This is a genomic window from Neobacillus soli NBRC 102451, assembly GCF_001591665.1.
Taxonomy (GTDB): Bacteria; Bacillota; Bacilli; order Bacillales; family Cytobacillaceae; genus Neobacillus; species Neobacillus soli.
In genome coordinates, this window is the sequence record NZ_BCVI01000059.1 from 56,250 (window position 1) to 80,950 (window position 24,701).

The following is a 24,701-nucleotide window of genomic DNA, read 5'->3' on the forward strand; positions in this document are numbered from 1 at the left end:
ATTTCACTCCACCTTATCTTTTTCATCGCTGTTAAATTGAATAATCTGTCCCTCAAATGCATTCACAAAAAGACTTTCCTTATCATTAACTACAAAGCGCCAGGTTGGCGCTAAAACTTGAGATGATGCGCCAAGCTGGATCAATGTCGAATAGCCAAGCTCAATCTTGGTGATTTTGCTCTTCGGCTTCAGCACACCTTTTTGATGCAAGGTTTCAATCGCCTTTAACGGTGCGAGAATCTCTTCCTTAGCCGTTAATATTTCAATACCTTCAAGATAGGTTTGTTGATAAGAAACAATTTGATGTTCCGCATTCAAATTAAAGATAATCATCCCTTTAGTATTTTGAAACAAGGTAAAATTCTCATATTGCTGAAAGTAGGTAATCGTATTATTTTTGTCGTCCTTCTCCCAAAATTGATACTGTTCACCGAAAAGAACATTTTCCTTTAAAAAGGCCGACAGTTCCGCTGGTTCAAACTTGGAACTTAACTGGAACGGCTTCTCAAGCACTATTTGCAGCGTTGCGGAGGGTTCCTTAAAAGCTGCCGGCTTTCCTTTGAGTTTGGTAATATCCGCTTTCATAAACATTTTTGGCCTCGCACTAAGGTATTGATCCTTAATGGGCGCCTTTGGGAGGTCATTATACTCAATTTCATCTGCCTTCAGTTTATCTTCAAACTTGACCTCTGTAGTGACTTCAAATTTATTGGCATCGCGGATCTTCATGAATTGAAATAAAAGATAAACATCTAAAATTAAGAACGTTAAGATAAAAATAGTTTTAATTTTACTCCAGTCCATGCTTCAACCCTCCCAGGTCGTCCATCGTAATCTGGCCCCATGATTTATCATAACGATAGAACCAGGCAGGTTCTAAGAGAATTATTTTATTCTCCTCCGAATCCCTTTCCATTCGATAGCCCAAGAATAATTCTTCAAGAAGCGCTGGCTTAAAGTTCTGTTTACTTTTTAAAAACTCTAATGCCTTGTGACCCGATGGACGTGTGACCTTTTGCATTTCCGTTGTTAAAGGCAGCTCTAAGGCCATGTTCGGGCGCACATATTTACTGATTTCATCTCGGCCCCAAAATTCAACGATTTCCGAAAGGCCTCGATCGTTAAAGACCGGATAACCATCCATACTGTATAAACGGAAGGTGACGGATTGGCTATATTCATTTTTAGAAACAAAGCGATAGGGATCCGTCCAGCCACCATGGTCATTGACAAAGTCAATGCTTCTTTTCACTAAATCATAGGAGCTGTTACTATACGTGTCTTCCACGGTCGGGTTGACATAAAGAAGGATATTGCTATTATAATTTACAGTCATTTTACTAGAACCGTTTGTATACTCTTCTCCTTGTGGGATAAAGCTTTTTTGAACAAAACTAGGATCGTTGAAGAGTGCCTCTTTAAATTCCTCCGAATTAAGGGGAACAGGTATATACTTATAAGAAACCATTTCCGTTTCCCCTTCTGGAAGAAAGATGGTTCGCTTTTGATTGGACTCAAAAGCAAAGAAGCGAGGATAACGGGCTGCATTCTTATAAAATTTATGATTAAACGCACTTAAATTGATTGATGAGATATGGCTAATATACACTTGCTGATTTTCAGAGGAAACAAAGTAAACAATTCCATTTTCCTTTTCTGAATCTTCCACATTGATAATTATTTGATTGAAGTCGAAAGAGGGGACCTTTTTCCCTTCAATCGTTAAAACACTGCGAAATAACTCAATCGGAACTTCCCCCGGGAAAGTGATTTCAGCATTGCCGCTTCCATGAGTTAATTCCTTGATGTTATCCATATCATAGGGATACTTCTTTACATCATAAAAAGCCCACTGGCTTAATTCCTTGATCATCTTTTCAAGGTCTTCTGTATTGTTGGTTCCGTAATGCGCACCCTTCACATGAAACAAGACCCGATCAGGTCGAACAATTTTCTGAACCTCCTGTTTCTCACTTAGAGCGACTTCCTTGACAGTTTTACTCTTTTCCATTGTGTCGTAATTGGGCTGGTAGGTCCAAAGGTTCCATGTTAAAAGAATACTAACCAACACTAATATAGTTAAAATTGCTGATTTAATATTTTCGTATCTCATAACCATTCATCCTCTTCCGAACGCTCATAGGGAAGTGAAAAGGAAATCTTCGTTCCTTTTCCTTCTTTACTTGATGCCCATATAGCCCCGCCGTGAGCTTTGACCATTTCCATTGCGATGGCAAGGCCTAGGCCTGTCCCGCCCAATTTACGGGTTCTTGCCTTATCGACACGATAAAAACGGTCAAAGATTTTTCCAATATTCTCTTTTGGAATCCCCACACCTTGGTCCGAAACACTAACAATAATTTTATCTTCCTCTTCTTTCATCGAAAAAGTGACTTGGCCGCCTTCTGGAGAGTACTTCAAGGCGTTGGAAATAATATTGTATAAGACCTGCGTCATTTTATCTTCATCAATTTCTACGAATATCTTATTGACAGGCAGCATTCTTTTGAAGGATACATTCTGCTCCTTCGACATCTCGAACCGATCGATGATACGGTGATAGAAATCAACGAAATTTACCCACTCCATCGAAAGCCGGTAATCGGTACTATCCATCTTTGATAGCTGGAGCAGATCATTGACTAGACGAATCATTCTTTCTGTTTCCGTCCGTGTGACCTCTAAAAAATTAGGGGCAATTTCTGCGTCCTGCCATGCGCCATCAGCGAGAGCCTCCAGGTAACTCCTCATCGTGGTTAACGGGGTCCTCAGTTCATGCGAGACATTGGCAACAAACTCTCTTCTTTCCACATCAATTTTTTCCTGATCGGTAATATCATGAAGGACCGCAATTAAACCATTAACAAAGCCGGTCTCTTTTTGAATGACGGAAAAATTAGCACGAAGGAAATAGCGCTCTTTTTTCGTACTATAATCTAAGATTAACGAATCCTTTTCCTCAAGTAAGTCCTCAAATGAATTCGTATCGTCTAAACCTAATAAGGATACAATTGGCTGAGTCAGGACTGTTTCACGTGAAACATTCAGCATTTCCGCAGCGGGCTCATTGATTAAGATCACCCGCCCCTTTCTGTCAGTAGCAATGACTCCATCCGTCATATACGACAACACCGATGACAGTTTTCGCCGTTCTCCTTCTGTCATTGCCTGTGCTTCCTGCAGTTTTTTTGTTAAATTGTTAAAGGTAATGGCGAGCGTCCCAATTTCATCATAGCCATACACTTTCACTTTCCGTGAAAAATTCCCCTTTGCCATCGCAAGGGCCTGTTTTTTCATGTCAGCAATCGGCCTGGTGATTGTTTGGGCCAACAAAATACCTAAAAGAGCCGTAATCGATAAGGCAATCGCTGTTCCTGTTGCAAAGATTCCATTGATGGTTTTCATTTGCTCAAAGACATTTTCTATTTTTGCAACAAGATCGATGGAACCAATTACCTTTTTCCCAGATTTAATCGGAGTAGAGAGGACCCAAATTCGATGGCCTGTTTGCCGGTCAATTTTTATTGCACTTTGATCCTCTTCTAAAACCATCGATTGTTTGATCCGCAGCTCTGTTGTCCTTTGACCGACTACACCCTGATTATTTTGTTGAGAAGTCCCGAGAATTTTAAGGGATCTGCCTTCAATCACCCGCACTTCAGAAATATCACCCGCTTCAAAATCCCTCAGGATTTTCTTAATATCATCTTCAAGTGTTGGATCTTCAGGCGTTCTCTCTTTTTTCATTTCTTCAACAATGTTGTAGGCCAGCAGATTAACACGGGCTTTTAATGATGTCTGGAAATTTGTCCTCAATGTTTCCTCAAGCTGTTTGACAAAATATACACCGATAATTTGCATGGCCACTAAAATAAGCAGGACATAGATAAGAACAAATTTTACGTGTATTGAGCGAAAGAAACCAACTTTTTTAATCAATTAGATTACTCCTGTTCAGGATTCCGCAAATAATATCCAACCCCGCGGCGCGTAACAATCCAAGTTGGATGACTGGGGCTATCCTCAATTTTTTCACGCAGGCGTCTGACTGTTACATCCACTGTTCTTACGTCCCCGTAATAGTCATAACCCCAGACGGTTTGCAATAAATGTTCTCTCGTCATTACCTGACCAATATGCTTGGCCAAATAGTAGAGGAGTTCAAACTCGCGGTGTGTCAATTCAATCGTCTCACCCCGTTTTGAGACAACATAGGCATCGGGATGAATCGTTAGTGAACCAATTTCTATTTCATTTGTTTCGTTCTCTGCATCTGGCTGTGCCAAGATTTGTTGGTGACGCCGTAAGTTGGCTTTTACGCGGGCAATTAATTCTCTTGTGCTGAATGGCTTCGTCACATAATCATCGGCACCCAGCTCAAGTCCTAACACTTTATCAATCTCAGAGTCCTTGGCCGTCAACATAATAATTGGCATTTCATGTTTCTTTCGGACCTCGCGGCAAACTTCCATACCATCCCTTAATGGGAGCATAATATCTAAAAGGATTAAATCAGGCTGGATTTCTTCAACCAGACTTAGCGCTTCGTTTCCATCATAGGCACAATAGACAACATAGCCCTCTTTTTTAAGATTAAACTGCAGGATATCTGCAATCGGTTTTTCATCATCGACAACGAGAATTTTCTTCTCCATATCATCACTCCTTATAAATAAGATGATCTATTCAATATAAAATAAAGGCGGGTGTGATTAGTGCTAAGCTTCACCAATACAAAGTGAAAAATGTATATTTTCGCTGCAAATAGATAGACTAATTCGTTTTTGCGTGGCTCCGCCCTTTTCCTTAAAGTCATAACTATACTAGTTTACTGTACCATTTTATCCGCTTAAATTCACCTAAAACTAGTTGGCAGGATTGGAATAACTATCTTTTTAGCCAATTGTTTCTTTCAAAAGGAAAAAGCCCCTAGTGCTGGACTAGAGACCTCTTAGATAGATGTTATTATCTTAGATAGGAAAGCGGATTGACCAAGCCGCTATTTTTATATACTTCAAAATGTAAATGGATCCCTGTTGCATCCCCTGTAGCGCCCATAACACCAATACTAGTGCCCTTTGAAACGGTTTGGCCTGCTTTTACCTTAAGCGATGACATGTGACCATAGAGCGTACGATAACCATTATGGTGGTCAATGATGATTTTGTTCCCATAACCGCCGCCCCAGCCGGCAAAGACAACAACGCCATTATCAGCGGCCATTATTGACCTGTTATTTGGTCCAGCAATATCAATCCCCTTGTGCATTCTGCCCCAGCGCGGACCTTGTTTACTAGAGATATAACCGCCCACTGTTGGCCAAGCAAAGCTTCCATCACCACGAGAAGGAATAACCTTTGTTCCTTTTATGACGATATGATTGACAGCTTGCTTTTGAATTTGTTCATTCAATTGCTCCTTCTTAACGGATACACCATTTTGTTCTGAAATGGAATAGGTGACCAATCGGGAGCCGTTTTGACCCTTTTGTTTTTCTTTTGTCTCGCCTTTTGGCATTGATGAGTTTTTAATTACTTCATTCGTGAAGGCAATTTTCTCTTTTTTCTTTACTTCTTTATCGACAATCACTTCAATAAATGGTTTTGGAACGGTAATATTTATTTCTTGACCAATCATTAAGAGTGTATCCTTTGTTAAACCCGGATTGATTGCCAAAATATCAACCATCTTCAAATGGTGGCTATTAGCAATGGTTTCAAGCACATCACCCGCTTGAATGACATATTTCTTTTCTTCTAACGTACCTTTTTGTAAAAAGGTGACTGCTTCGTTAGCAGACATGATTCTTTCCGGAGCAATATTTTCTGCTTCGATTGAAATATTTTTCGATAAGCGAACGTCTAATAGACGTGACTCATTTTCTTTTAATTCCGGTAATGACATGTTTTCTGAAGCTTTTCTTGCCTCAAGGTCGTTTAATTGATCCTGAGAGACATAGCGCAGTTTAAGCTTCTTCATGACTTCTTCCGCAGTCTCTTTGTTTTCCACGTAAACAACCGGCTTGCCATCGATAACAATGGCAGTCGCCTCCGCTTCGATATAGAAGGTGTCCTTAATCGTCGGGATGGTTTCTTCAGTTGTTGATGCTGTTCTGAGAGCCTGCTCAGAAATATATTGATCCTTCGGGCCAATTTTTAAATCCATTGCCTTGAAGGAGCCTTTCGTAGCGTCCGCTTTTTCAGCAATGATTTTATTGGCTACATCTTTATTTGTTACGTTGCCAATATATGTACCGTTAAGATAGACATGATAAATGGTTGATGATTTTGCTGAAGCGGCAAACGCTGCAGGACCATTACTAAAGGCAATGACAGATGCAGCCACAGTAGTAATCGCCGTCGTTTTCAGTATTAAGAACTTTTTTGATTTAGATATTCTATTCAAAAATAACATTTCTTCCTCCCAAATCACGATAAAACTCTATTTATCTAGTACTTTTGACTACTAAGAATTCCCTAGTTTTTTAACCTTCTTTACCTTACCATAATATTTAGAAAATGGAGGAATAGTCTTTATAATGTAACAAAAATGTATAATAGCTGACATTTCCCTACATTTAACTGAAATATTCTAGTCGTTTTTTCCCTTATTTGTTTTTTAAATTAGGGGGAAATTCCTATTAAAACAGGGTTTTTAATAGTTCTAGCGTAGTAGACTTTTATTTTACAAAATAGGACAAACTATTTATGCTTTTTTTGTAAAAAGGAGGAACCTTTATTTCAATGGGATGGCAAGAGTAATTTTACAATAACAAAAAAGGAAGCTTGCAAACGCAAGCTTCCTTTTTTATAGAATGGCTCAGGACGGAATCGAACCGCCGACACAAGGATTTTCAGTCCTTTGCTCTACCGACTGAGCTACTGAGCCAACTAATGGCGGTCTGGACGGGACTCGAACCCGCGACCTCCTGCGTGACAGGCAGGCATTCTAACCAACTGAACTACCAGACCAAACTATGGTGACCCCTACGGGATTCGAACCCGTGTTACCTCCGTGAAAGGGAGGTGTCTTAACCGCTTGACCAAGGGGCCACAAAAAAATAAATGGTGAGCCATGAAGGACTCGAACCTTCGACCCTCTGATTAAAAGTCAGATGCTCTACCAACTGAGCTAATGGCTCGTACATAAGATGATTCACTAATCTTTTATTTCGTCGGATGCCCACGCCTCAGGAAGCTTAAGCAAGCAGCAGCTCGGCGTGTGCCCTGATGCTGTTTCGAAGAAGCTTATTCGATCGTGCTCTACCAACTGAGCTAATGGCTCGTACATAAGATGATTCACTAATCGAGCTAATTGCTCGCACTTAATTTGTCGTATTGTGACGACGCTTTTTATAATAGCATGGTTAATACCCATTAAGCAATACCTTTTTTAAAAATAGTTATTAAAATATAGTTTCTATTTAAACTTCCACTTAATTTGATCCCATTTTGCCAATAAACATGCGCTTTTCGTTGATATTTTGTTCGGATTATCGGATAAAACAGGAAAACGGCATATGAAAATGCATCTTCGGGGCAAGAAGTTCTGTCATAAGCACTTATTTAAGGACGCATTCTAGTTTTATTTGCGAAAAAATCCACTTTATTTGCGAATTACCTGGTTTTATTTGCGAATCCAAGCCTTTTATTTGCGAATTACTCCGTTTTATTTGCGAATCGTCAAAACAAACACTTTCCATCCCTCGCAAACCTTACATGTTCAAAGAGAAAAGCCCGCCAAAATACGGGCTTCTCATAAATAATTTAGATTTGCCTCCACGGGCTGCGAACGACATTTGTTTGATTACGGTCAGGGCCGACCGAGAAGGTTGTCAACGGAACTCCAGTCAGCTGGGTGACGCGCTCAATATAATGGCGGGCATTGGCAGGCAGCTCGTCTAATGATTTAACGCCTGTAATATCCTCAGTCCAGCCTGGCAGTTCTTCATATACAGGTTCACACTCCGCTAATACCTTTAAGCTCGCCGGATACTCTGTAATGAGTTCGCCTTTATAGCGATAGGCCGTACATATTTTCAAGCTTTCAATACCGGTTAAGACGTCAATTGAATTAAGAGAAAGATCCGTTAACCCGCTGACACGGCGGGCATGGCGCACGACGACGCTATCAAACCAGCCGACACGGCGCGGACGTCCTGTTGTAGTACCGTATTCACGCCCAACCTCACGAATGCGATTTCCTGTTTCATCATGTAATTCAGTAGGGAACGGTCCGTCACCGACACGGGAAGTGTAGGCCTTACAAACGCCAACGGCATGGGTGATTTTAGATGGACCAACTCCTGAACCAATCGTTACTCCTCCGGCAACTGGGTTAGATGATGTAACAAACGGATACGTACCTTGGTCAATATCTAACATAACACCCTGGGCACCTTCAAAAAGGACCCGCTTACCGTCATCCAGGGCATCATTCAACACTACAGATGTATCGCAGACATATTGCTTAATCTGCTGTCCATACTCAAAGTATTCATCTAATATTTCTTCCTTCTTAAAGCCGGTAGTCTCATAAATCCGTTCAAATAAGCGGTTTTTCTCAGCAAGGTTCCGCTCCAATTTTTCCTCAAACACATCGTGCTCTAGCAAATCGGCAATTCGAATCCCAACACGCGCAGCTTTGTCCATATAGGCAGGGCCAATACCCTTTTTCGTGGTACCAATCTTATTAGCACCCTTACTTTCTTCTTCCACTTCATCCAATTTCAAATGGTAGGGAAGGATCACATGGGCACGATTACTAATCCGAAGATTCTCGGTAGTAACTCCTTTTTCATGTAAGTAAGCAAGCTCAGTTACAAGCGCTTTAGGATCAACCACCATGCCATTACCGATGACACTAATTTTTTCTTTATTAAAAATCCCTGAAGGAATTAAATGTAATTTGTAGGTTTCTCCGTTAAATTTAATGGTGTGCCCTGCATTGTTTCCACCTTGATAACGTGCAATTACCTCTGCATTTTCAGAAAGAAAGTCCGTAATTTTTCCTTTTCCTTCGTCTCCCCATTGCGTACCAACAACCACTACTGATGACATAAAAGGCACCTCCAAAATTTTTAACTTCCCGTAAATACTTATTCATCACTAATTCAGTTTACCAATTACGCCTCGAAAAATCAATTAAACACGAACATTTTATATTAAAATATAGTATTTGTTCGTATAAATAGCAAACTCTAACTATATAAAAAGAGTCAGCCAAATAGTCTGGCTGACTCCAAAAATTATGCACCCGGCGCATCATTATACCGAGTCTCTAAATTTACGAATTTATTATATTCCTTTACAAAGGCTAACGAAACCGTCCCCGTTGGACCATTACGCTGCTTTGCAATAATGATTTCGATAATATTCTTATTCTCTGATTCTTTATCATAGTAATCATCACGATACAAGAAGGCGACGATATCGGCATCCTGCTCAATACTACCTGATTCACGAATATCAGACATCATCGGTCGCTTATCCTGACGCTGCTCAACACCACGGGAAAGCTGTGAAAGGGCAATAACCGGAACTTTAAGCTCACGAGCTAACTGCTTAAGAGAACGTGAGATTTCCGATACTTCCTGCTGACGATTCTCGCCAGATCTGCCGTTTCCTAAGATAAGCTGCAAATAATCAATTAAAATCATTCCTAAACCGTGCTCTTGCTGCAAACGCCGGCATTTTGAACGAATTTCATTGACTCTAACACCAGGAGTATCGTCGATAAAGATCCCAGAATTCGAAAGACTTCCCATCGCCATTGTCAGCTTGCCCCAGTCATCATCCGTAAGGGAACCGGTCCGAAGCCTTTGCGCATCGATATTCCCTTCCGAACAAAGCATCCGCATAACAAGCTGTTCCGCACCCATCTCAAGACTGAAAATCGCCACATTTTCATTCGTTTTCGTGGCAACATTTGCAGCAATATTCAAGGCAAAGGCTGTTTTACCCACGGAAGGACGGGCACCGACAATGATTAAATCATTACGCTGGAATCCAGCCGTCATTCGGTCCAGTTCAGCAAATCCTGTGGAAATACCCGTTATATCGCCGACGCGGTTGTGCATTTCCTCAATATTGTCATACGTTCGGACAAGGACATCTTTAATATTATGGAAGGCTCCGGCATTCTTTCTTTGAGCCACCGCCATAATATTTTTTTCCGCCTCGCTTAAGAGTGCTTCGACCTCATCCTCACGGGAATAACCATCAGAGGCAATCTCAGTAGCCGTGCGAATTAATCTTCTAAGTAATGATTTTTCTTCTACTATTCTCGCATAATACTCAATATTGGCAGCCGTCGGAACAGACCCCGCCAACTCACTTAAATAACTGACGCCGCCAGTATCTTCAATCAGTTTAGCTGCAGCCAGCTCCTCCGTTACGGTAACAAGGTCAACCGCTTTACCTCCATCGTTTAGCTTTTGCATCACATTAAAAATTTTCTGATGCGAAGCACGATAAAAATCCTCAGGAATTAGTATTTCTGAAGCTAAGGTGAGTGCGGATGGCTCTAAAAAGATTGCCCCTAAAACGGCCTGTTCGGCTTCAATATTTTGCGGCGGCATGCGATCTGCGTATAAATCATTCATCTATCAAAAACCTCCTATCATGAAGAGGGTAATTTAGCAAAGGTCATTTTAATTATCATATCATATCCCATAAAGAAAAAAGTGATCAGTTACACCTGATCACATCATTAACAACTTTTATATCTTATCATGTTTTGTAACCATTTCGTACTGGAAAGTTTTATCCAGTATTCAAAAGCAGTATTTATTTTACCTCTACCACTGAAACAGTCAGTATCGCAGTAACCTCATGATGAAGCTTGACTGGAACCTTTGTGTGGCCCAGCGTACGAATCGCATCCACTATTTCCATTTTGCGTTTATCAATTTTAATTCCGTGTTTCTTTTGCAGTTCCTCGGCAATTTGCTTTGTGGTGATTGAACCAAACAGTCTTCCGCCTTCACCGGCTTTAGCAAATAACTCAACCGTAATTTTATCCAAGGTTTCTTTCAGCTTTTTCGCTTCGGCAAGTTCTTCAGCCGCAGCCTTTTCTTCTTTCTTCTTTTGCGCATCCAATGTACTGATACTGGCATTATTTGCTTCCATCGCTAAACCCTGCTTGATTAAGAAGTTATGTGCATAACCATCCGCTACATTCTTCACATCGCCTTTTTTTCCTTTACCTTTAACGTCCTTTAAGAAAATAACCTTCATTCCTTTTTCACTCCTTCAAAAAATTCATCAATCGCTAACTTTAATTTGTCTTCTGTTTCTGCTATCGATAAACCAGTTAATTGGGTGGCTGCATTTGTCAGGTGACCCCCGCCTTTTAAGCTTTCCATAATCACTTGGACATTGATATTCCCGAGTGACCTTGCACTGATTCCAATGATTCCTTCGCTCCGTTTTGAGATGACAAAGGAAGCAAGCACACCATCCATAGTTAACAGCGTATCTGCGGCTTGGGCAATAATGACTTGGTCATTAAGGTCGTCTTCCATTCCTTTTGCGATGGCAATCCCGTCACGGTAAAAAGCAACTGACTCAATCAGCTTGGCTCTCTTTATATATGTATCAACATCTTCTTTGAGAAACTTTTGGACGAGAATGGTATCGGCTCCATGGGCCCGAAGGTAGGAGGCGGCATCAAATGTCCTTGAGCCAGTTCTTAATGAAAAACTCTTGGTATCGACAATGATTCCCGCTAACAGGGCGGTAGCCTCAATCATTTCTATTTTCCCCCGCTTGGGCTGATATTCAAGAAATTCAGTGACAAGCTCCGCAGTCGATGACGCATAGGGCTCCATATAGACAAGTAATGGGTTGCTAATAAATTCCTCACCGCGGCGATGATGGTCAATCACAACCACATGATCAATTTTATTAAGCAGTCGTTCTTCCATGACCATGGATGGTTTATGGGTATCAACAACGACGAGCAAGGTCTTGTCCGTGGAGATTTCAAGTGCCTCCTCAGGCCCGATAAAATGCAAAAATAACTGTTCGTGCTGGCGGATTTCATCCATAAGCCGTTTCACACCGTTGTCAATTTCCTGCATGTTCAATACGATATAGGCTTCCTTCTGATTCATTTGTGCGACTTTATAAATGCCGATACTTGAACCAATCGAATCCATGTCAGGGTTTTTATGGCCCATAATGATTACTTTATCACTAGCCGTAATTAAATCCCTTAATGCATGGGAGATGACCCTAGCCCTGACTCTTGTCCGTTTTTCAACCGGATTTGTTTTGCCGCCAAAGAATTTTACCTTCCCGCTTGGTAATTTAATGGCCACTTGATCGCCACCCCTGCCTAAGGCCAAATCAAGGCTTGATTGAGCTAAAGCTCCTAATTCAGGTAAGGAGGTAGCACCTGTTCCGACGCCGATACTCAAGGTAAACGCCACATTTTGCTTTGAAGTCATTTCCCTGACCACATCGAGGATAGAAAATTTCTCTTTTTCTAACATTTGCAGAATCCCTTCGCTGAAAACAGCAATAAACCGTTCCGAGGATATTCTTTTTAAAAAAATACCATTATCCTGGGCCCACTTATTCAGGAGTGACGTTACTAAATTATTGATGCTGCCACGCATCTGATCATCCATCCCCTGTGTAAGATCATCATAATTATCTAAAAAGATAATAGAAATGACCGTCCGTTCATCCTGATACATTTTCTCGATTTCCTTTTGTTCGGTGACATCGAAGAAGTAGATCAGCCGCTCTTCACGTTTATGAATAACACGGAACTTCCGCCCATGCAGCTTAATAATTTCTGTTTCAACTTCCTGCTTAATTAATGGAATCAGGGTATCCGCCACATCATAAAGCGATTTGCCGACCAATGTATCCTCATCGAAGCATGAAGACAAATAGGGATTTGTCCATTCAATATAATACTCATCATTGATGAGCATAATCCCGATTGGCATCTCCATTAGGGCCTCTTCACCGACCTTTTTTACCCGGTAAGAAAGGGTTGAGATATACTCCTCCATCTCTTTCCTTTGGCGATGGTCAATGACAAACATATAGTAAATAGGAAAAAGCATTAATAACAGCCCGGCTGCACTTACTATCCAATTATATAAAAACAGGACAATGAGCAGGACCACTGTCACGCCTATTAACCCGTAAAAGGGGTAACGAATTGACCGCTTTTCTAGAAATGCAGGCAAGATTTTCAGCTCCTAAACGGAAGTCTACTCTTTCTTTTCAATACGCTTTCTAAACTCAAAGCCCATATCAGTAATACCTAATATCAATATTATAGTACGAAAAATGGGTATGATGAAAGCTAGAATTACAATAAATGCACGAAGTCCCTTTGAAACTGACCTTTGATGGAAAATATAAAACAAAAAGGAAAGGCCTTGAACAATCAGAAACATTTCTAAAATGGATTTAAGATTAATTAAGGCGGTATATATATATGTACCTTCTTGAGGATGAAACAGCATATTCGCCACAATGACAATTAAATAGTACCATAAAAGGCTTCTTGGCAGGATCATATTTCGGATATTGCCCCACGGCTCAACCTTGACACCGAATCTTTTGGCAATTGGAAAACAGATCCACTGGGTGAGAAAGGTAGCGAAAAAGGATGCCATAATCAAAGCGCTCGGCGCGAGTGTCTCAATTGTTTTTATAAGTGCTGCATTTTGCGCTTGCAATTGTTTTAATTGCTCTTCATTCCCCATTGCTTTAAGCAAAACTTGAGAACTCTTGAACGATTCATTTAACATCAGTGTAAACTCATGAATAATATCCATTTTTAAAAAGGCAACCACAACAATATAAAAAATAACAAACCCAGCCATGTATGTGAGCGAGCTAGAAATAAAAATCGCGGTCCGACTCTTGTTTTTCTGCAGTAAATAGCCGATTACCACACCTGCGGCGCCGTAAATCAGCATTAATCCAATTCCTATAAAAGAGCCAGCAATAAACGAGATAAATATGCCAGCTAGGAAGAACGCTGAGATATTTTTTACGTTATTCTTTGCAGCAAACATGATAAATGGTAACGGCAGGGCAAGGTTAAGGATAGATCCAATAACTGGAACATAAATCGTTATAAAGATAAGAGCAGCTAAAACTGCCAATAGGATGGCACCTTCTGTTAGTTTGTTGACATTCTTCACTACTTCACCCCTAAGTTTTTCAAAGCTCTCTCTTATTTTATCTAGATATGTGGTCCGATTCAACTGTAGAGTATAAGAAAAAGGCAGCAGGGGCGAACCCTTACTGCCTTTCTTAATATTATTCTCCAGATACAAATGGTAATAATGCCATTTGACGTGAACGTTTGATAGCAACTGTCAATTTACGCTGATATTTAGCGCTTGTACCAGTTACACGACGTGGTAAAATCTTTCCACGCTCAGAGATAAACTTTTTAAGTAAATCCACATCTTTATAGTCGATGCGAGTGATACCATTGGATGTGAAATAACACACTTTACGGCGTTTTGCGCGACCGCCTTTACGTCCTCCTGCCATGAAAATTCCCTCCTTTTTGATATTTTTTTATTTATATGTTCAGAAAGGTTTTTTTAAAATGGCAGATCATCATCAGAGATGTCAATTTGGCCATTTCCCGCGAATGGATCTTCATCCACTTTTGTAAAACCTTTATTTGGATTCTGGTTCTGATTCGGGCGTTGATTCTGATTGCTCTGTCCATAAGAACTGCCTTGCGGTTCCCGTGGTGGAGCACCGAATTGATGATCGTTGTCGCTTCTTCCGCCGCCAGATGAACTTTTCGGTTCTAGGAATTGTACACTTTCTGCCAAAACCTCTGTAACGTAAACACGTTTACCATCTTGTCCTTCATAGTTGCGGGTTTGAACACGACCATCAACGCCTGCCAGGCTGCCCTTTTTCAAAAAGTTTGCCACATTTTCAGCAGGACGGCGCCAAACAACACAATTAATAAAATCTGTTTCTTTTTCACCTTGCTGATTTGAAAATGGGCGATTAACCGCTAAAGAAAAAGTAGCCACAGGAACACCATTTGGTGTATAACGCAGATCAGGATCCTTCGTTAACCGTCCAACAAGCACGACACGATTCATCATCAGAATCAACTCCCTTTCTCCTAGAAATGTTTCATGTGAAACATTTACTCCAGAAAAACTTTTTTATCTATTTTTATTCTTCTTCTTTAATTACGATATGGCGAATGATATCTTCGCTGATCTTTGCAAGACGAGAAAATTCTTGTACTGCAGCAGCTGAAGATGTTGTTTTAGCGATTTGGTAGTATCCGTCACGGAAATCGTTGATTTCATAAGCAAGACGGCGTTTTCCCCAATCCTTTGTTTCAGCAGTCTCCGCACCGTTATCAAGAAGAATCGTATTAAAACGCTCTACAAGAGCCTTCTTTGCTTCATCTTCAATCGTTGGGCGGATGATGTACATAATTTCGTACTTTTTCATCACAGTCACCTCCTTTTGGTCTAAACGGCCCTATTGGGCAAGGAGCAATTATTCATTACTCACAAGTTGAAAGTATAGCATAGTTGGAATGGAATTGCAATGTCCTTCACATGAATGCCATATTTCATTCCGTAAATTACTCTTTTAAAAAAAATTAGCTCTGTTAAACTTGTATGTTGATTTGCGCTCAAGAAGCTTCGCTTTCCGCGGGCGTGCCGGGGAGACTCCTCGGCCCCGTACTCCCGCAGGAGTCTTCGTGCCTTCCGCTCCAATCAACATAGTGGCAAAAATCAACGCTGGGCTTTAATAGAGCCACTAATAAAAAGGAAACTGACTACAGAGTCAGCTCCAACTAATTAAACATTAAAACGGAAATGGATGACGTCGCCGTCTTTTACTTCATATTCTTTGCCTTCTAAACGAACTTTGCCGGCTTCCTTAGCAGCAGTATGGCTGCCAGCGGCTAGTAAATCCTCATAGGAGACTGTTTCTGCACGTATAAAGCCACGTTCAAAATCGGAATGAATGACTCCCGCACATTGCGGCGCCTTCATGCCATTTCTGAATGTCCAGGCACGAACTTCCTGAACCCCGGCAGTGAAGTAAGTAGCTAATCCAAGTAAGTTATAGGCTGCCCGAATTAATTGATCAAGGCCGGACTCTTCAATCCCAAGCTCTGAAAGGAACATTTGCTTTTCTTCCCCTTCAAGCTCCGAAATTTCCTCTTCAATCTTTGCACAAATAACGATAACTTCAGCGTTATCTGCAGCAGCAAATTCACGAACCTTTTGAACATATTCGTTTTCAGTTGGATTCGCAATATCATCTTCGCTAACGTTTGCGACATAAAGGACAGGCTTGATGGTTAACAGATGCAATCCTTTAACTAATTTCATTTGTTCTTCCGTGAAATCAACCGTACGAGCAGGTTTTTCTGCTTCAAATGCATCACGCAGCATCGAAAGGATTTCAAATTCAGCAACGGAATCTTTGTCTTTCTGTTTGGCTAATTTTTCAACACGGCCAATTCGCTTTTCGACGGATTCCATATCAGCAAGAATTAACTCCAGATTGATGACTTCAATATCATCGATGGGGTCCACTTTACCGGATACATGGGTAATATTATCGTCTGCAAAGCAGCGAACTACTTGACATATCGCATCCACTTGGCGAATGTGGGACAGAAACTTGTTTCCAAGCCCTTCACCCTTACTTGCACCTTTCACAATTCCAGCAATATCCGTAAATTCAAACGCCGTTGGTACGGTTTTCTTCGGCTGGACAAGCTCCGTTAATTTTTGAAGTCGGTGGTCAGGTACTTCGACAATTCCGACATTCGGGTCGATTGTACAGAACGGGTAATTTGCCGATTCCGCCCCCGCCTGTGTAATTGCATTAAATAATGTAGACTTACCAACATTCGGTAATCCTACAATCCCAGCTGTTAAAGCCATTTATTTCACTCCTCTAAAAAAATTGATCTATGTTTAAATAAAAAAATTAGTTCTATATTCATCAAAGTGGCAAGCCTTTCACAATTATAGGCATTTATCTAAAAAAAGACAACTGCCGCTTTTGCAGCGGCAGTTAGTTTACTTTTTCAAGATTCACAAGACAATCGTACAAGGTACTCCCTAGCCCGTTATCGGATTCCCTGCTTGAGGTCAGGTTATTTACAGACCCGCCAAACTGCTTCCAAATCCCTTCATCGATATTAATCGTATTTGGGTGGGCCTTTGCTAAAATAAAAATATAGCCTTTAACTTCACCGCGGTCATTCCATACCTTGACGTAATCCCCATTCTTCAATCCCTGTTCCTCAGCAATATTCTGTGCAACCTCAACCTTTAGCTTGAGATTCGCTCCTAAAAGATGATAGTTCTGCGAGTGATTGGAGCGTAAGGGATGAATCGTTAGCAGGCTGTAGGGATATTTTTCTGCAAGCTTAGGGCTATTCCATTTCGATTCATCCGGAACCGCTAATGTTAATCTCCCATTATCGCCCTTTTGTTGAACAGCGAAGGAAGTAAACTCAAACTTACCCGTTGGTGTTTTAAACTTCCGGTCAGACCACGGGACTTTTTCCACAGGCAGTTCCATGGTATGCAATGCCTGTAATTTTTCAAGGGTAATCCCTTTGTCTTCCAATGGCTTCAAGGTCATCTGTAGCCATTCTTCTCTAGTAAAATCAAAATCCTCACCAAAACCCAGCCTGTTCGCCAATTGTGTCCATATCCATAAATCTGACTTTGTTTCACCAGGAGAGGCGACGAGCTTTGGACCATAATTGACATAATGATGATACATTGAGGAATAATAAAAATCCTCTTCCTCAAAAGCTGTCGTTGTCGGCAAAACATAATCAGCGAGCATCGCTGTATCCGTCATAAATTGCTCGATGACCACCAGTGTTGGAACCTTAGTGAAGGCTTTTTCTACCACTTCGGTGTCAGGCACCTGGGTAAGCGGGTTCCCGCAGGTTACGACAATCATCTTTATTTCTGGGTCCGTTGCTGCTAAGACTTCTTCTGCCTGCTTCATGATTGAAAATTGTCTGTGGTTTTGTTTGCGCTTGGAAAGTGTCAACTCTTCGAAAGCAAAGCTTTGGCCTACTTGGAGATTGGCATAGTTGGCGCCGCCGCCAGCAATACCGATATTTCCACTGATGGCGACAAGGGCATCAATGAAACGAATCGTATTTCCGCCGTTTTTATAGCGCTGCATCCCTAAACCCATATAAGTTGCCGTTGGTTTATCCGCATATACAACCGCTAATTTCGTCATGACCTCACAGGATACTTCGGTGATTTCACTAATTTCAGCTAAGGAAATTTCCTCAAGAAGCTGTGATAAATCAGCAACACCATGGGTAAATTGCTCAATAAATTCCCGGTCCTCTAACCCTAAACGGAACATTTCCTTGATAATCCCAGCAGCTAGTAATCCGTCCATTCCCGGCTTAATCGTTATATATTCATCAGCAATTTTTGCCGTCGCATTATAAAGCGGATCGATGACAACTAATTTTGCCCCTTGTTTTTTTGCCTCAAGCAACTTTTCATAAAAGTGCATATTTGTCCGGGCAACATTTCTACCCCAAACAATGATATTTTTACTATTATAAATATCATTTGGTTCATGACTCCAAGCCTCACCAAAGTCCCACTTTTGTGCTTCAATTCCCGCCCCCCAGCAGAGAGATCCGTAAAGCTCCGTTACTCCTCCATAGCTATTAAAAAATCGCTGGTCGAGGTTTTTCAATATCCCGTTATTTGCATAATCATGACTGTGCAAAACGGCTGTAGATCCGTGTTGTTCCTTAACTTCTTGTAATCTTGCGGCGATTTCATCAAGAGCCTGCTCCCAAGTGATTTGCTCGAAGCTGCCGTTAACCTTTTTTAAAGGGTGCAATAGCCGCTTTGATGAGTTTGCTCTCGTTTCAAGCATCCGGCCCCGACCACAAATTTTCCCTAGTGTAATTGGATGGGTGGGGTCTCCTTCTACCTTCGTAACCTTGTCATTCTCTATCGTTACATTGAATCCACAGCTATCCCAGCAATTTAACGGGCAAGCCGTCTTTCGTACATGTGCCAAAATGTCCACCCCCAAGATGCAAAACTTTATATCTACTTTCTACGGTCGCTTCCGCCTTTCAAATAAAAAGCATGAAATTATTCTTCATGCTTCACCAAAACCTTCTTCATTTTCCTTGAGAATTCTCTCCTTGGAATGAGGACGCTATGACCGCAGCCTTCACACTTTATCCTTATATCCATCCCAAGACGAATGATCTTCCAGCGATTCGTTCCGCATGGATGCTGCTTTTTCATTTCAACGACATCATTTAAGGCAAAATCCTTTTCTTCCATCTTTACCCCTCCCATACATATTATTTAGGTTGGTCAGAACCACCTTGGTACATAAACAATCTTGGATCTGGAGCCTTTATTCCATTCTCATCTAATAACAGCTTGATATCCTTCCGAATAGCACGGGAAACTCCTGATTGCTGCATCGGTAATGTTTCAGCAACCACCCGTAAAACAATCTCAGTTGTCCCCATTGATTGGATCCCTAAATAATCTGGGGCCTTTGTTAACTGTTCATATTGACTTGGCATCGTTTTAAGGGCTTCTTCAATGACCCTTTCCGCCTTTTCAATATCCTCTCCATAGGAAATGGCAATATCAATAATCGCCAGACTATTATTTAGCGAAAAATTAGTCACCTGAGTAATACTCCCATTTGGTAAAATATGGACTTCACCTGTCCAACTTTTAATCTTTGTCGTTCTTAACCCTATTGTTTCGACATTCCCCTCAAATAGTCCTACCCGAATATGATCACCGACTGAGAACTGATCCTCAAAAATGATAAAAAAGCCAGAAATAATATCCTTTACTAGGCTTTGTGCACCAAATCCTACTGCCAGGCCGACAACTCCAGCCCCGGCAATAAGTGCCTGGACATTAATTCCTAAAACAGAAAGAACCATCATAATCGTAATGAAATAAACGACATAAACAAGAACACTATCAAGCAGCTTTGAAAGTGTCTCTTCCCGGCGCACCGAGGTACTAAGAGGAGAGAAGTTTCTAATTTTAAAAATGTTGTGAATCGCTACTTTGCCAATCCGAATGAGGATATTGGCAATAACCAGTATGGCAATAATTTTTAGCAGACCTTCGCCAAGGTGCAACCATGTATCTTCGTTTTGAAATTTACTAAGACCTGTTTGAATTTCCTTTTCAGTAGGGTTCATTTTTACACCTTCCTCAAACCTATTTTAGCAACTTTTCAATATAGATAATAGCATTGTGTATTTTTTCTTTTCTGCATACTTATGTATAGATTCCCTGAATTTTCCGTATAATGTTAAGACTTACTACGGTTAAGGAGTGGGCTTAATGAATCTGAAGACCAGCATTTTTGATAGGAGGACCAAGACACGAATCATCCATGATGATGCCTTTGCGGTGGAAAATCTCGCCGAGGAATTACTGGCGAATATCCCTAGGTTAACAAGCCGCCCGATTGTGTTTATTTGTATTGGTACCGACCGCTCCACAGGAGATTCATTAGGACCGCTTATTGGAACCTTATTGGAGGAAAGGGGCCTTCAATCGTTTTATGTGTACGGAACTCTGGATGAGCCGATCCATGCAGTTAATCTTGCCGAACGGCTAAAGGAAATCAGAACAAAGCATATGGATCCCTTTATGATTGGTATTGATGCCTGCTTAGGTAGGATCAAAAACGTCGGTGTCATTCAAGTGGGTAGTGGCCCAGTCAAGCCGGGAGCAGGGGTAAACAAGGAACTTCCCGCCGTGGGCGATATACATATCACAGGCATCGTCAACGTGAGCGGTTTTATGGAATTTTTTGTCTTACAAAATACACGTCTTAACCTTGTCATGAGGATGGCTAAAACAATAGCAAATGGGATTTATCAGGCAAGCCTGCGCTATCCAAAGCAAAATTGGAAGGAATTAAATTGGATAGAAGATGAGAAGACAAACTAAAAGAGCAAACGGCAGCGTTAGCTCTTTTGTTTTCCTATTTATTGTATGAATTGATGGTACATATAAATAGCGGTTACAATAACTCCAATTACGACTATGCCCGGAAGCAGGTTGGCCACTTTAATTTTGGTTATTCCTGTTAAGTTCAAGCCGATTGCAAAGATCATAATTCCACCCGTTGCTGTCATTTCGACAATAAACTGGTTCATTAATGCCTGTGGAACAAAGCGGTCAATCTGGGTGGCAAACATGGCAATTAATCCTTCATAAAGAACAACAGGGACAGCAGAAAAGATGACACCAATTCCTAATGTGGTTGTTAGGAATAATGCGGTAAACCCATCTATCAATGATTTGGTGTACAATACTTGATGGTCACCGTGAATTCCACTCTTAAGTGCACCAATAATGGCCATTGCCCCAATGACAAAGATTAAGGTGGCGTTCACAAAGCCTTCTGAAATGCTGCGTTCTCCTTTAGAGCCAACTTTTCTTTCAAGCCATTGCCCCAAATCATTTAATTTATTCTCTAATTTTAGCAGCTCTCCTGCGACTGCACCAACGACTAAGCTAATAATAACAATTGGAAAATTTTCACTTTTTAAACCCATTTGCAGGCCTAAAACCATGACAGACAAGCCAATTGCATACATAACCGTTACTTTCATACCTTCCGGGATACGATGGAGGAGCTTCCCCAATAAAGTTCCAATAATAATTAACAGCCCATTAACAAGTGTCCCTAATAAAAACATGTTATTTCACCCTTTTTTCGCCTCTCGAAATAGTAATAGTTATAACCTATCATGTTTTATTTTCATTGAAAAGGAATTTCTGTAAAAAAATAAACCATCGAGAGGATGGTTTACATAGATTCTTCTTTATCTAGCATTTCTAGGATCCGTTCTAGGTCTTCTTTGGAGAAAAATTCAATCTCAATTTTGCCTTTGTCTTTATTCTGTTTAATATTTACATTCGTTCCAAATCGCTCCCGAAGGAAATGCTCCCGTTCTTTTATGAATACATCTCTTTTAACCTCTGGCTTTTTTGTTTCACGTGAAACATTTTCATTTAATTGTTGAATAAGCCTTTCCAATTGACGAACATTGAGGCCATCATTAATAATTTTTTCAACTACCATTGGTAATTTTGCTTTTTGGCGGAGTCCTAATAATGCACGTCCATGACCCATCGTTATTTTTCCTGTTGAAATTAATTCCTGAATTTTCGGCGGGAGAGAAAGGAGCCGGATATGGTTGGCAATATGCGGTCGGCTTTTACCTAGACGCCTTGCCACCTCTTCCTGTGTCAGCTTTAACTTTTCCATTAACATTTGATAGGCAATTCCCTCTTCAATGGGATTCAGATCTTCTCTTTGTAGGTTTTCGAGGACGGCCAATTCCATCATTTGCTGTTCTGAGAGCTCACGCACTACAGCAGGCACTGTTTCAAGATTTGCTTCCTTAGCAGCACGACAACGCCTTTCACCCACAACAATTTCATAGCCTTTAATGCTTTTTCTAACAACAAGAGGCTGGAGGATTCCATGTTCAATAATTGAAGCCTTTAATTCGTCTATTGTCTCTTGTTGGAAGGTTTTCCGAGGCTGGTAAGGGTTTGGGCGCAGATCCTTGATTTTGACCTCTTGGACTGTCTCTTCCTTACCTACTTCATTAAAAAATGCGTTAAGCCCTTTTCCTAAACCTTTAGCCATTCGAGACCACTTCCTTTGCTAAATCTAAATACACTTCAGCCCCACGGGATTTTGAATCATATGTAATGATTGGTTCACCATGGCTCGGAGCTTCACTTAGACGCACATTTCTTGGAATAATGGTTTTATAGACTTTATCTTGAAAATATTTCTTTACTTCTTCGATTACCTGGATGCCTAGATTTGTTCTTGCATCAAGCATCGTTAAGAGCACACCTTCAATTTTTAAATCTTGATTTAAATGCTTTTGGACAAGCCTGACCGTATTTAATAATTGGCTTAAGCCTTCCAAGGCATAATACTCGCATTGGACAGGAATCAACACGGCATCCGAAGCCGTTAAGGCATTGATCGTTAATAAGCCTAAAGATGGCGGACAATCGATAATAATATAGTCGAATTGATCCTTGACCTCTCCAAGCGCACGCTTTAAGCGAACCTCTCTTGAAATAGTCGGAACCAATTCAATCTCTGCCCCTGCGAGTTGAATTGTCGCTGGTATAGCATACAAATTTTCAACAGATGTCGGTTTAATAACATCCTTTGCTTCTACATCGTCTACTAATACATCATAGATACACTGTTCAACTTCTGCCTTTTCAATTCCAATTCCGCTTGTTGCATTTCCCTGCGGATCAGTGTCAACTAATAAGACACGTTTGCCTATATATGCTAAGCAGGCACCTAGGTTGACAGAGGTAGTCGTTTTGCCGACTCCGCCTTTTTGATTCGCGATTGCAAGAATTTTGCCCACGATGTCACCTACCCTTTATTTCTATAAAAATTTTATTCTCAAAATCTATTAAGTAAAATAATTCCGTCTATTTTGTCATTATCTTTCATTCATCATGGAAAGTAAAATTCCATTGTTCTATTTTAACATGAATTGCAGGCACAATTAATTTTTTTTATGACTGAAAGGAAAAAAAGAACCAAACGAAGGGACGTCTGGTTCCAGAATCTATTTTTCTATTCATCATTTACTTTTTTTCGGAATTCGAATCGTAAATTGGTAAAATTCGTCAAATTCCTCTTCAGCAGCATCAAGCTTGATGCCGCTGTCCGTGACCATTGTTAAGGATTGGCGAATGGTATTCACGGCAATTCGCATGTCTTTACTGAATGCCTTTCGCTTCGGTTTGGGCTTTTCATTCCTTTGTTCAAGCAGCTTAACGACACGTTCCTCTGTTTGCTTGACATTGAAATTTCTTTCAATGATTTCCGCTAACATTGCCACTTGTTTTTCTGGATGTTTTAGAGGAATAAGAGCGCGTGCATGCCGTTCCGTAATAATTTTATTTAATAAGGCCTCTTGGATTTGCTGTGGTAATTTAAGTAAACGCAGCTTGTTTGCAACCGTAGACTGCCCTTTACCAAGCCGTTGAGCCAGAGCCTCTTGCGTCAAATTATGCAATTCAAGCAGTTTTCCATAGGCAATTGCTTCTTCAATCGGAGATAGCTCTTCCCGTTGTAAATTCTCAATCAAAGCAACAGATGCAGTTTCGGTATCCGATAAATTTTTGATGATTGCCGGCGCCTCAGCCCATCCGAGCCTTTTCATGGCCCTCCAGCGGCGTTCCCCCGCAATAATTTCATATTGATCGACAGCAAACTCCCGAACCACGATCGGTTGAATGATTCCATGTATGTGAATGGTTCGCGCCAATTCTTCAATTTTCTCTTCATCAAATACCGTTCGAGGTTGGAAACGGTTTGCTACAATATGATCTATAGGTATTTTTTTTATTTCCTCATTTTTTTCTATATTTAGTTCTTTTTCAAGCTCAACCTCTTGTTCTCCCTTGTCGCCGAGGCCAAAAAAGCGGGTAAACGATTGCTTCATCCCCAACACCACCTTTACGGAAACTCCCTATTACTTATTCTCTATCTAAATTATATCTTCCTGCCTAGAATACCATTTTTGAATAAAAAATGTTAGCTCTTCAAAATAAAGTTTTCAGCTTTGAAAACTGTCTAGCTCCAGCGCCC

General features: G+C 40.8%; 22 protein-coding genes and 4 tRNA genes. 1 reads left to right on the top strand and 25 read right to left on the bottom strand.

All coding sequences use genetic code 11. The annotated features are described in order from the left end of the window. Positions 1-3 precede the first annotated feature (3 nt). The 21 genes from BSO02S_RS20410 to BSO02S_RS20515 all read right to left on the bottom strand — a co-directional run bounded on the left by BSO02S_RS20410 (position 4) and on the right by BSO02S_RS20515 (position 20,238). The gene (locus tag BSO02S_RS20410; RefSeq protein WP_066071934.1) at positions 4-804 is read right to left on the bottom strand and encodes a two-component system regulatory protein YycI; all 801 of its coding nucleotides are present in this window, start codon (positions 802-804) and stop codon (positions 4-6) included. After that, positions 791-2,113 carry a YycH family regulatory protein gene (locus BSO02S_RS20415; protein ID WP_066071937.1) on the bottom strand — a complete coding sequence of 441 codons (1,323 nt, stop codon included), beginning with the start codon at positions 2,111-2,113 and terminating at the stop codon, positions 791-793. The genes BSO02S_RS20410 and BSO02S_RS20415 overlap by 14 nt, the downstream gene beginning before the upstream one ends. Beyond that, positions 2,110-3,936 carry a cell wall metabolism sensor histidine kinase WalK gene (gene walK / locus BSO02S_RS20420; protein ID WP_066072005.1) on the bottom strand — a complete coding sequence of 609 codons (1,827 nt, stop codon included), beginning with the start codon at positions 3,934-3,936 and terminating at the stop codon, positions 2,110-2,112. Before walK ends, BSO02S_RS20415 begins: the two co-directional genes overlap by 4 nt. An 8-nt stretch (positions 3,937-3,944) precedes the next feature. Further along, positions 3,945-4,655: a response regulator YycF gene (gene yycF / locus BSO02S_RS20425; RefSeq protein ID WP_066071941.1), complete on the bottom strand. Its 711-nt coding sequence runs from the start codon at positions 4,653-4,655 to the stop codon at positions 3,945-3,947. 310 nt (positions 4,656-4,965) lie between these two features. Next, the gene (locus tag BSO02S_RS20430; RefSeq protein ID WP_066071944.1) at positions 4,966-6,414 is read right to left on the bottom strand and encodes a peptidoglycan DD-metalloendopeptidase family protein; all 1,449 of its coding nucleotides are present in this window, start codon (positions 6,412-6,414) and stop codon (positions 4,966-4,968) included. Positions 6,415-6,815: 401 nt separating this feature from the next. Continuing rightward, positions 6,816-6,888: transfer RNA gene (locus tag BSO02S_RS20435), tRNA-Phe, on the bottom strand. A gap of 6 nt (positions 6,889-6,894) precedes the next feature. Further along, positions 6,895-6,971: transfer RNA gene (locus tag BSO02S_RS20440), tRNA-Asp, on the bottom strand. A 6-nt stretch (positions 6,972-6,977) separates the two neighbouring features. Next, a tRNA-Glu gene (locus BSO02S_RS20445) sits at positions 6,978-7,052 on the bottom strand. Positions 7,053-7,065: 13 nt separating this feature from the next. Next, a tRNA-Lys gene (locus BSO02S_RS20450) sits at positions 7,066-7,141 on the bottom strand. A gap of 625 nt (positions 7,142-7,766) precedes the next feature. Next, complete coding sequence (locus BSO02S_RS20460) at positions 7,767-9,059, bottom strand: adenylosuccinate synthase (RefSeq protein WP_066071949.1); 1,293 nt, start codon at positions 9,057-9,059, stop codon at positions 7,767-7,769. A 188-nt stretch (positions 9,060-9,247) separates the two neighbouring features. Continuing rightward, a complete protein-coding gene (dnaB, locus tag BSO02S_RS20465) occupies positions 9,248-10,603 on the bottom strand; it encodes a replicative DNA helicase (RefSeq protein ID WP_066071953.1) in 1,356 nt (451 codons plus the stop codon). A gap of 184 nt (positions 10,604-10,787) precedes the next feature. Beyond that, positions 10,788-11,237 (bottom strand): 50S ribosomal protein L9, encoded by a 450-nt coding sequence (gene rplI, locus BSO02S_RS20470; protein WP_066071956.1) that lies wholly within the window; start codon positions 11,235-11,237, stop codon positions 10,788-10,790. Then, positions 11,234-13,207: a DHH family phosphoesterase gene (locus BSO02S_RS20475; protein ID WP_066071959.1), complete on the bottom strand. Its 1,974-nt coding sequence runs from the start codon at positions 13,205-13,207 to the stop codon at positions 11,234-11,236. The genes rplI and BSO02S_RS20475 overlap by 4 nt, the downstream gene beginning before the upstream one ends. A gap of 24 nt (positions 13,208-13,231) precedes the next feature. Next, on the bottom strand, positions 13,232-14,176 hold the full coding sequence (locus BSO02S_RS20480; RefSeq protein WP_066071962.1) for a YybS family protein: 945 nt from the start codon (positions 14,174-14,176) through the stop codon (positions 13,232-13,234). A 118-nt stretch (positions 14,177-14,294) separates the two neighbouring features. Beyond that, a complete protein-coding gene (gene rpsR / locus BSO02S_RS20485) occupies positions 14,295-14,534 on the bottom strand; it encodes a 30S ribosomal protein S18 (protein WP_066071965.1) in 240 nt (79 codons plus the stop codon). 53 nt (positions 14,535-14,587) lie between these two features. Beyond that, positions 14,588-15,112: a single-stranded DNA-binding protein gene (ssb, locus tag BSO02S_RS20490; protein ID WP_066072008.1), complete on the bottom strand. Its 525-nt coding sequence runs from the start codon at positions 15,110-15,112 to the stop codon at positions 14,588-14,590. Positions 15,113-15,185: 73 nt separating this feature from the next. Then, positions 15,186-15,473 (bottom strand): 30S ribosomal protein S6, encoded by a 288-nt coding sequence (rpsF, locus tag BSO02S_RS20495; protein ID WP_066071968.1) that lies wholly within the window; start codon positions 15,471-15,473, stop codon positions 15,186-15,188. Positions 15,474-15,829: 356 nt separating this feature from the next. Beyond that, positions 15,830-16,930 carry a redox-regulated ATPase YchF gene (gene ychF, locus BSO02S_RS20500; RefSeq protein WP_066071971.1) on the bottom strand — a complete coding sequence of 367 codons (1,101 nt, stop codon included), beginning with the start codon at positions 16,928-16,930 and terminating at the stop codon, positions 15,830-15,832. 133 nt (positions 16,931-17,063) lie between these two features. Then, complete coding sequence (locus tag BSO02S_RS20505; protein WP_066071975.1) at positions 17,064-19,070, bottom strand: molybdopterin-dependent oxidoreductase; 2,007 nt, start codon at positions 19,068-19,070, stop codon at positions 17,064-17,066. Positions 19,071-19,147: 77 nt separating this feature from the next. Beyond that, positions 19,148-19,345: a DUF951 domain-containing protein gene (locus BSO02S_RS20510; protein ID WP_066071978.1), complete on the bottom strand. Its 198-nt coding sequence runs from the start codon at positions 19,343-19,345 to the stop codon at positions 19,148-19,150. Positions 19,346-19,365: 20 nt separating this feature from the next. After that, positions 19,366-20,238 carry a mechanosensitive ion channel family protein gene (locus tag BSO02S_RS20515; RefSeq protein ID WP_066071980.1) on the bottom strand — a complete coding sequence of 291 codons (873 nt, stop codon included), beginning with the start codon at positions 20,236-20,238 and terminating at the stop codon, positions 19,366-19,368. A 145-nt stretch (positions 20,239-20,383) separates the two neighbouring features. Here BSO02S_RS20515 and yyaC point away from each other — a divergent pair, with 145 nt between their 5' ends. Next, positions 20,384-20,998, top strand: a complete 615-nt coding sequence (yyaC, locus tag BSO02S_RS20520) for a spore protease YyaC (protein ID WP_066071982.1) — start codon at positions 20,384-20,386, stop codon at positions 20,996-20,998. A gap of 38 nt (positions 20,999-21,036) precedes the next feature. Here yyaC and BSO02S_RS20525 read toward each other — a convergent pair whose 3' ends face one another. The 4 genes from BSO02S_RS20525 to noc all read right to left on the bottom strand — a co-directional run bounded on the left by BSO02S_RS20525 (position 21,037) and on the right by noc (position 24,555). Next, on the bottom strand, positions 21,037-21,753 hold the full coding sequence (locus tag BSO02S_RS20525; RefSeq protein WP_066071985.1) for a DUF554 domain-containing protein: 717 nt from the start codon (positions 21,751-21,753) through the stop codon (positions 21,037-21,039). Between the two features lie 110 nt (positions 21,754-21,863). Next, positions 21,864-22,712 (bottom strand): ParB/RepB/Spo0J family partition protein, encoded by an 849-nt coding sequence (locus tag BSO02S_RS20530; protein ID WP_066071988.1) that lies wholly within the window; start codon positions 22,710-22,712, stop codon positions 21,864-21,866. Next, positions 22,705-23,466 (bottom strand): ParA family protein, encoded by a 762-nt coding sequence (locus BSO02S_RS20535; protein ID WP_066071991.1) that lies wholly within the window; start codon positions 23,464-23,466, stop codon positions 22,705-22,707. Before BSO02S_RS20535 ends, BSO02S_RS20530 begins: the two co-directional genes overlap by 8 nt. A 222-nt stretch (positions 23,467-23,688) precedes the next feature. Then, on the bottom strand, positions 23,689-24,555 hold the full coding sequence (gene noc / locus BSO02S_RS20540) for a nucleoid occlusion protein (RefSeq protein ID WP_066071994.1): 867 nt from the start codon (positions 24,553-24,555) through the stop codon (positions 23,689-23,691). Positions 24,556-24,701 lie beyond the last annotated feature (146 nt).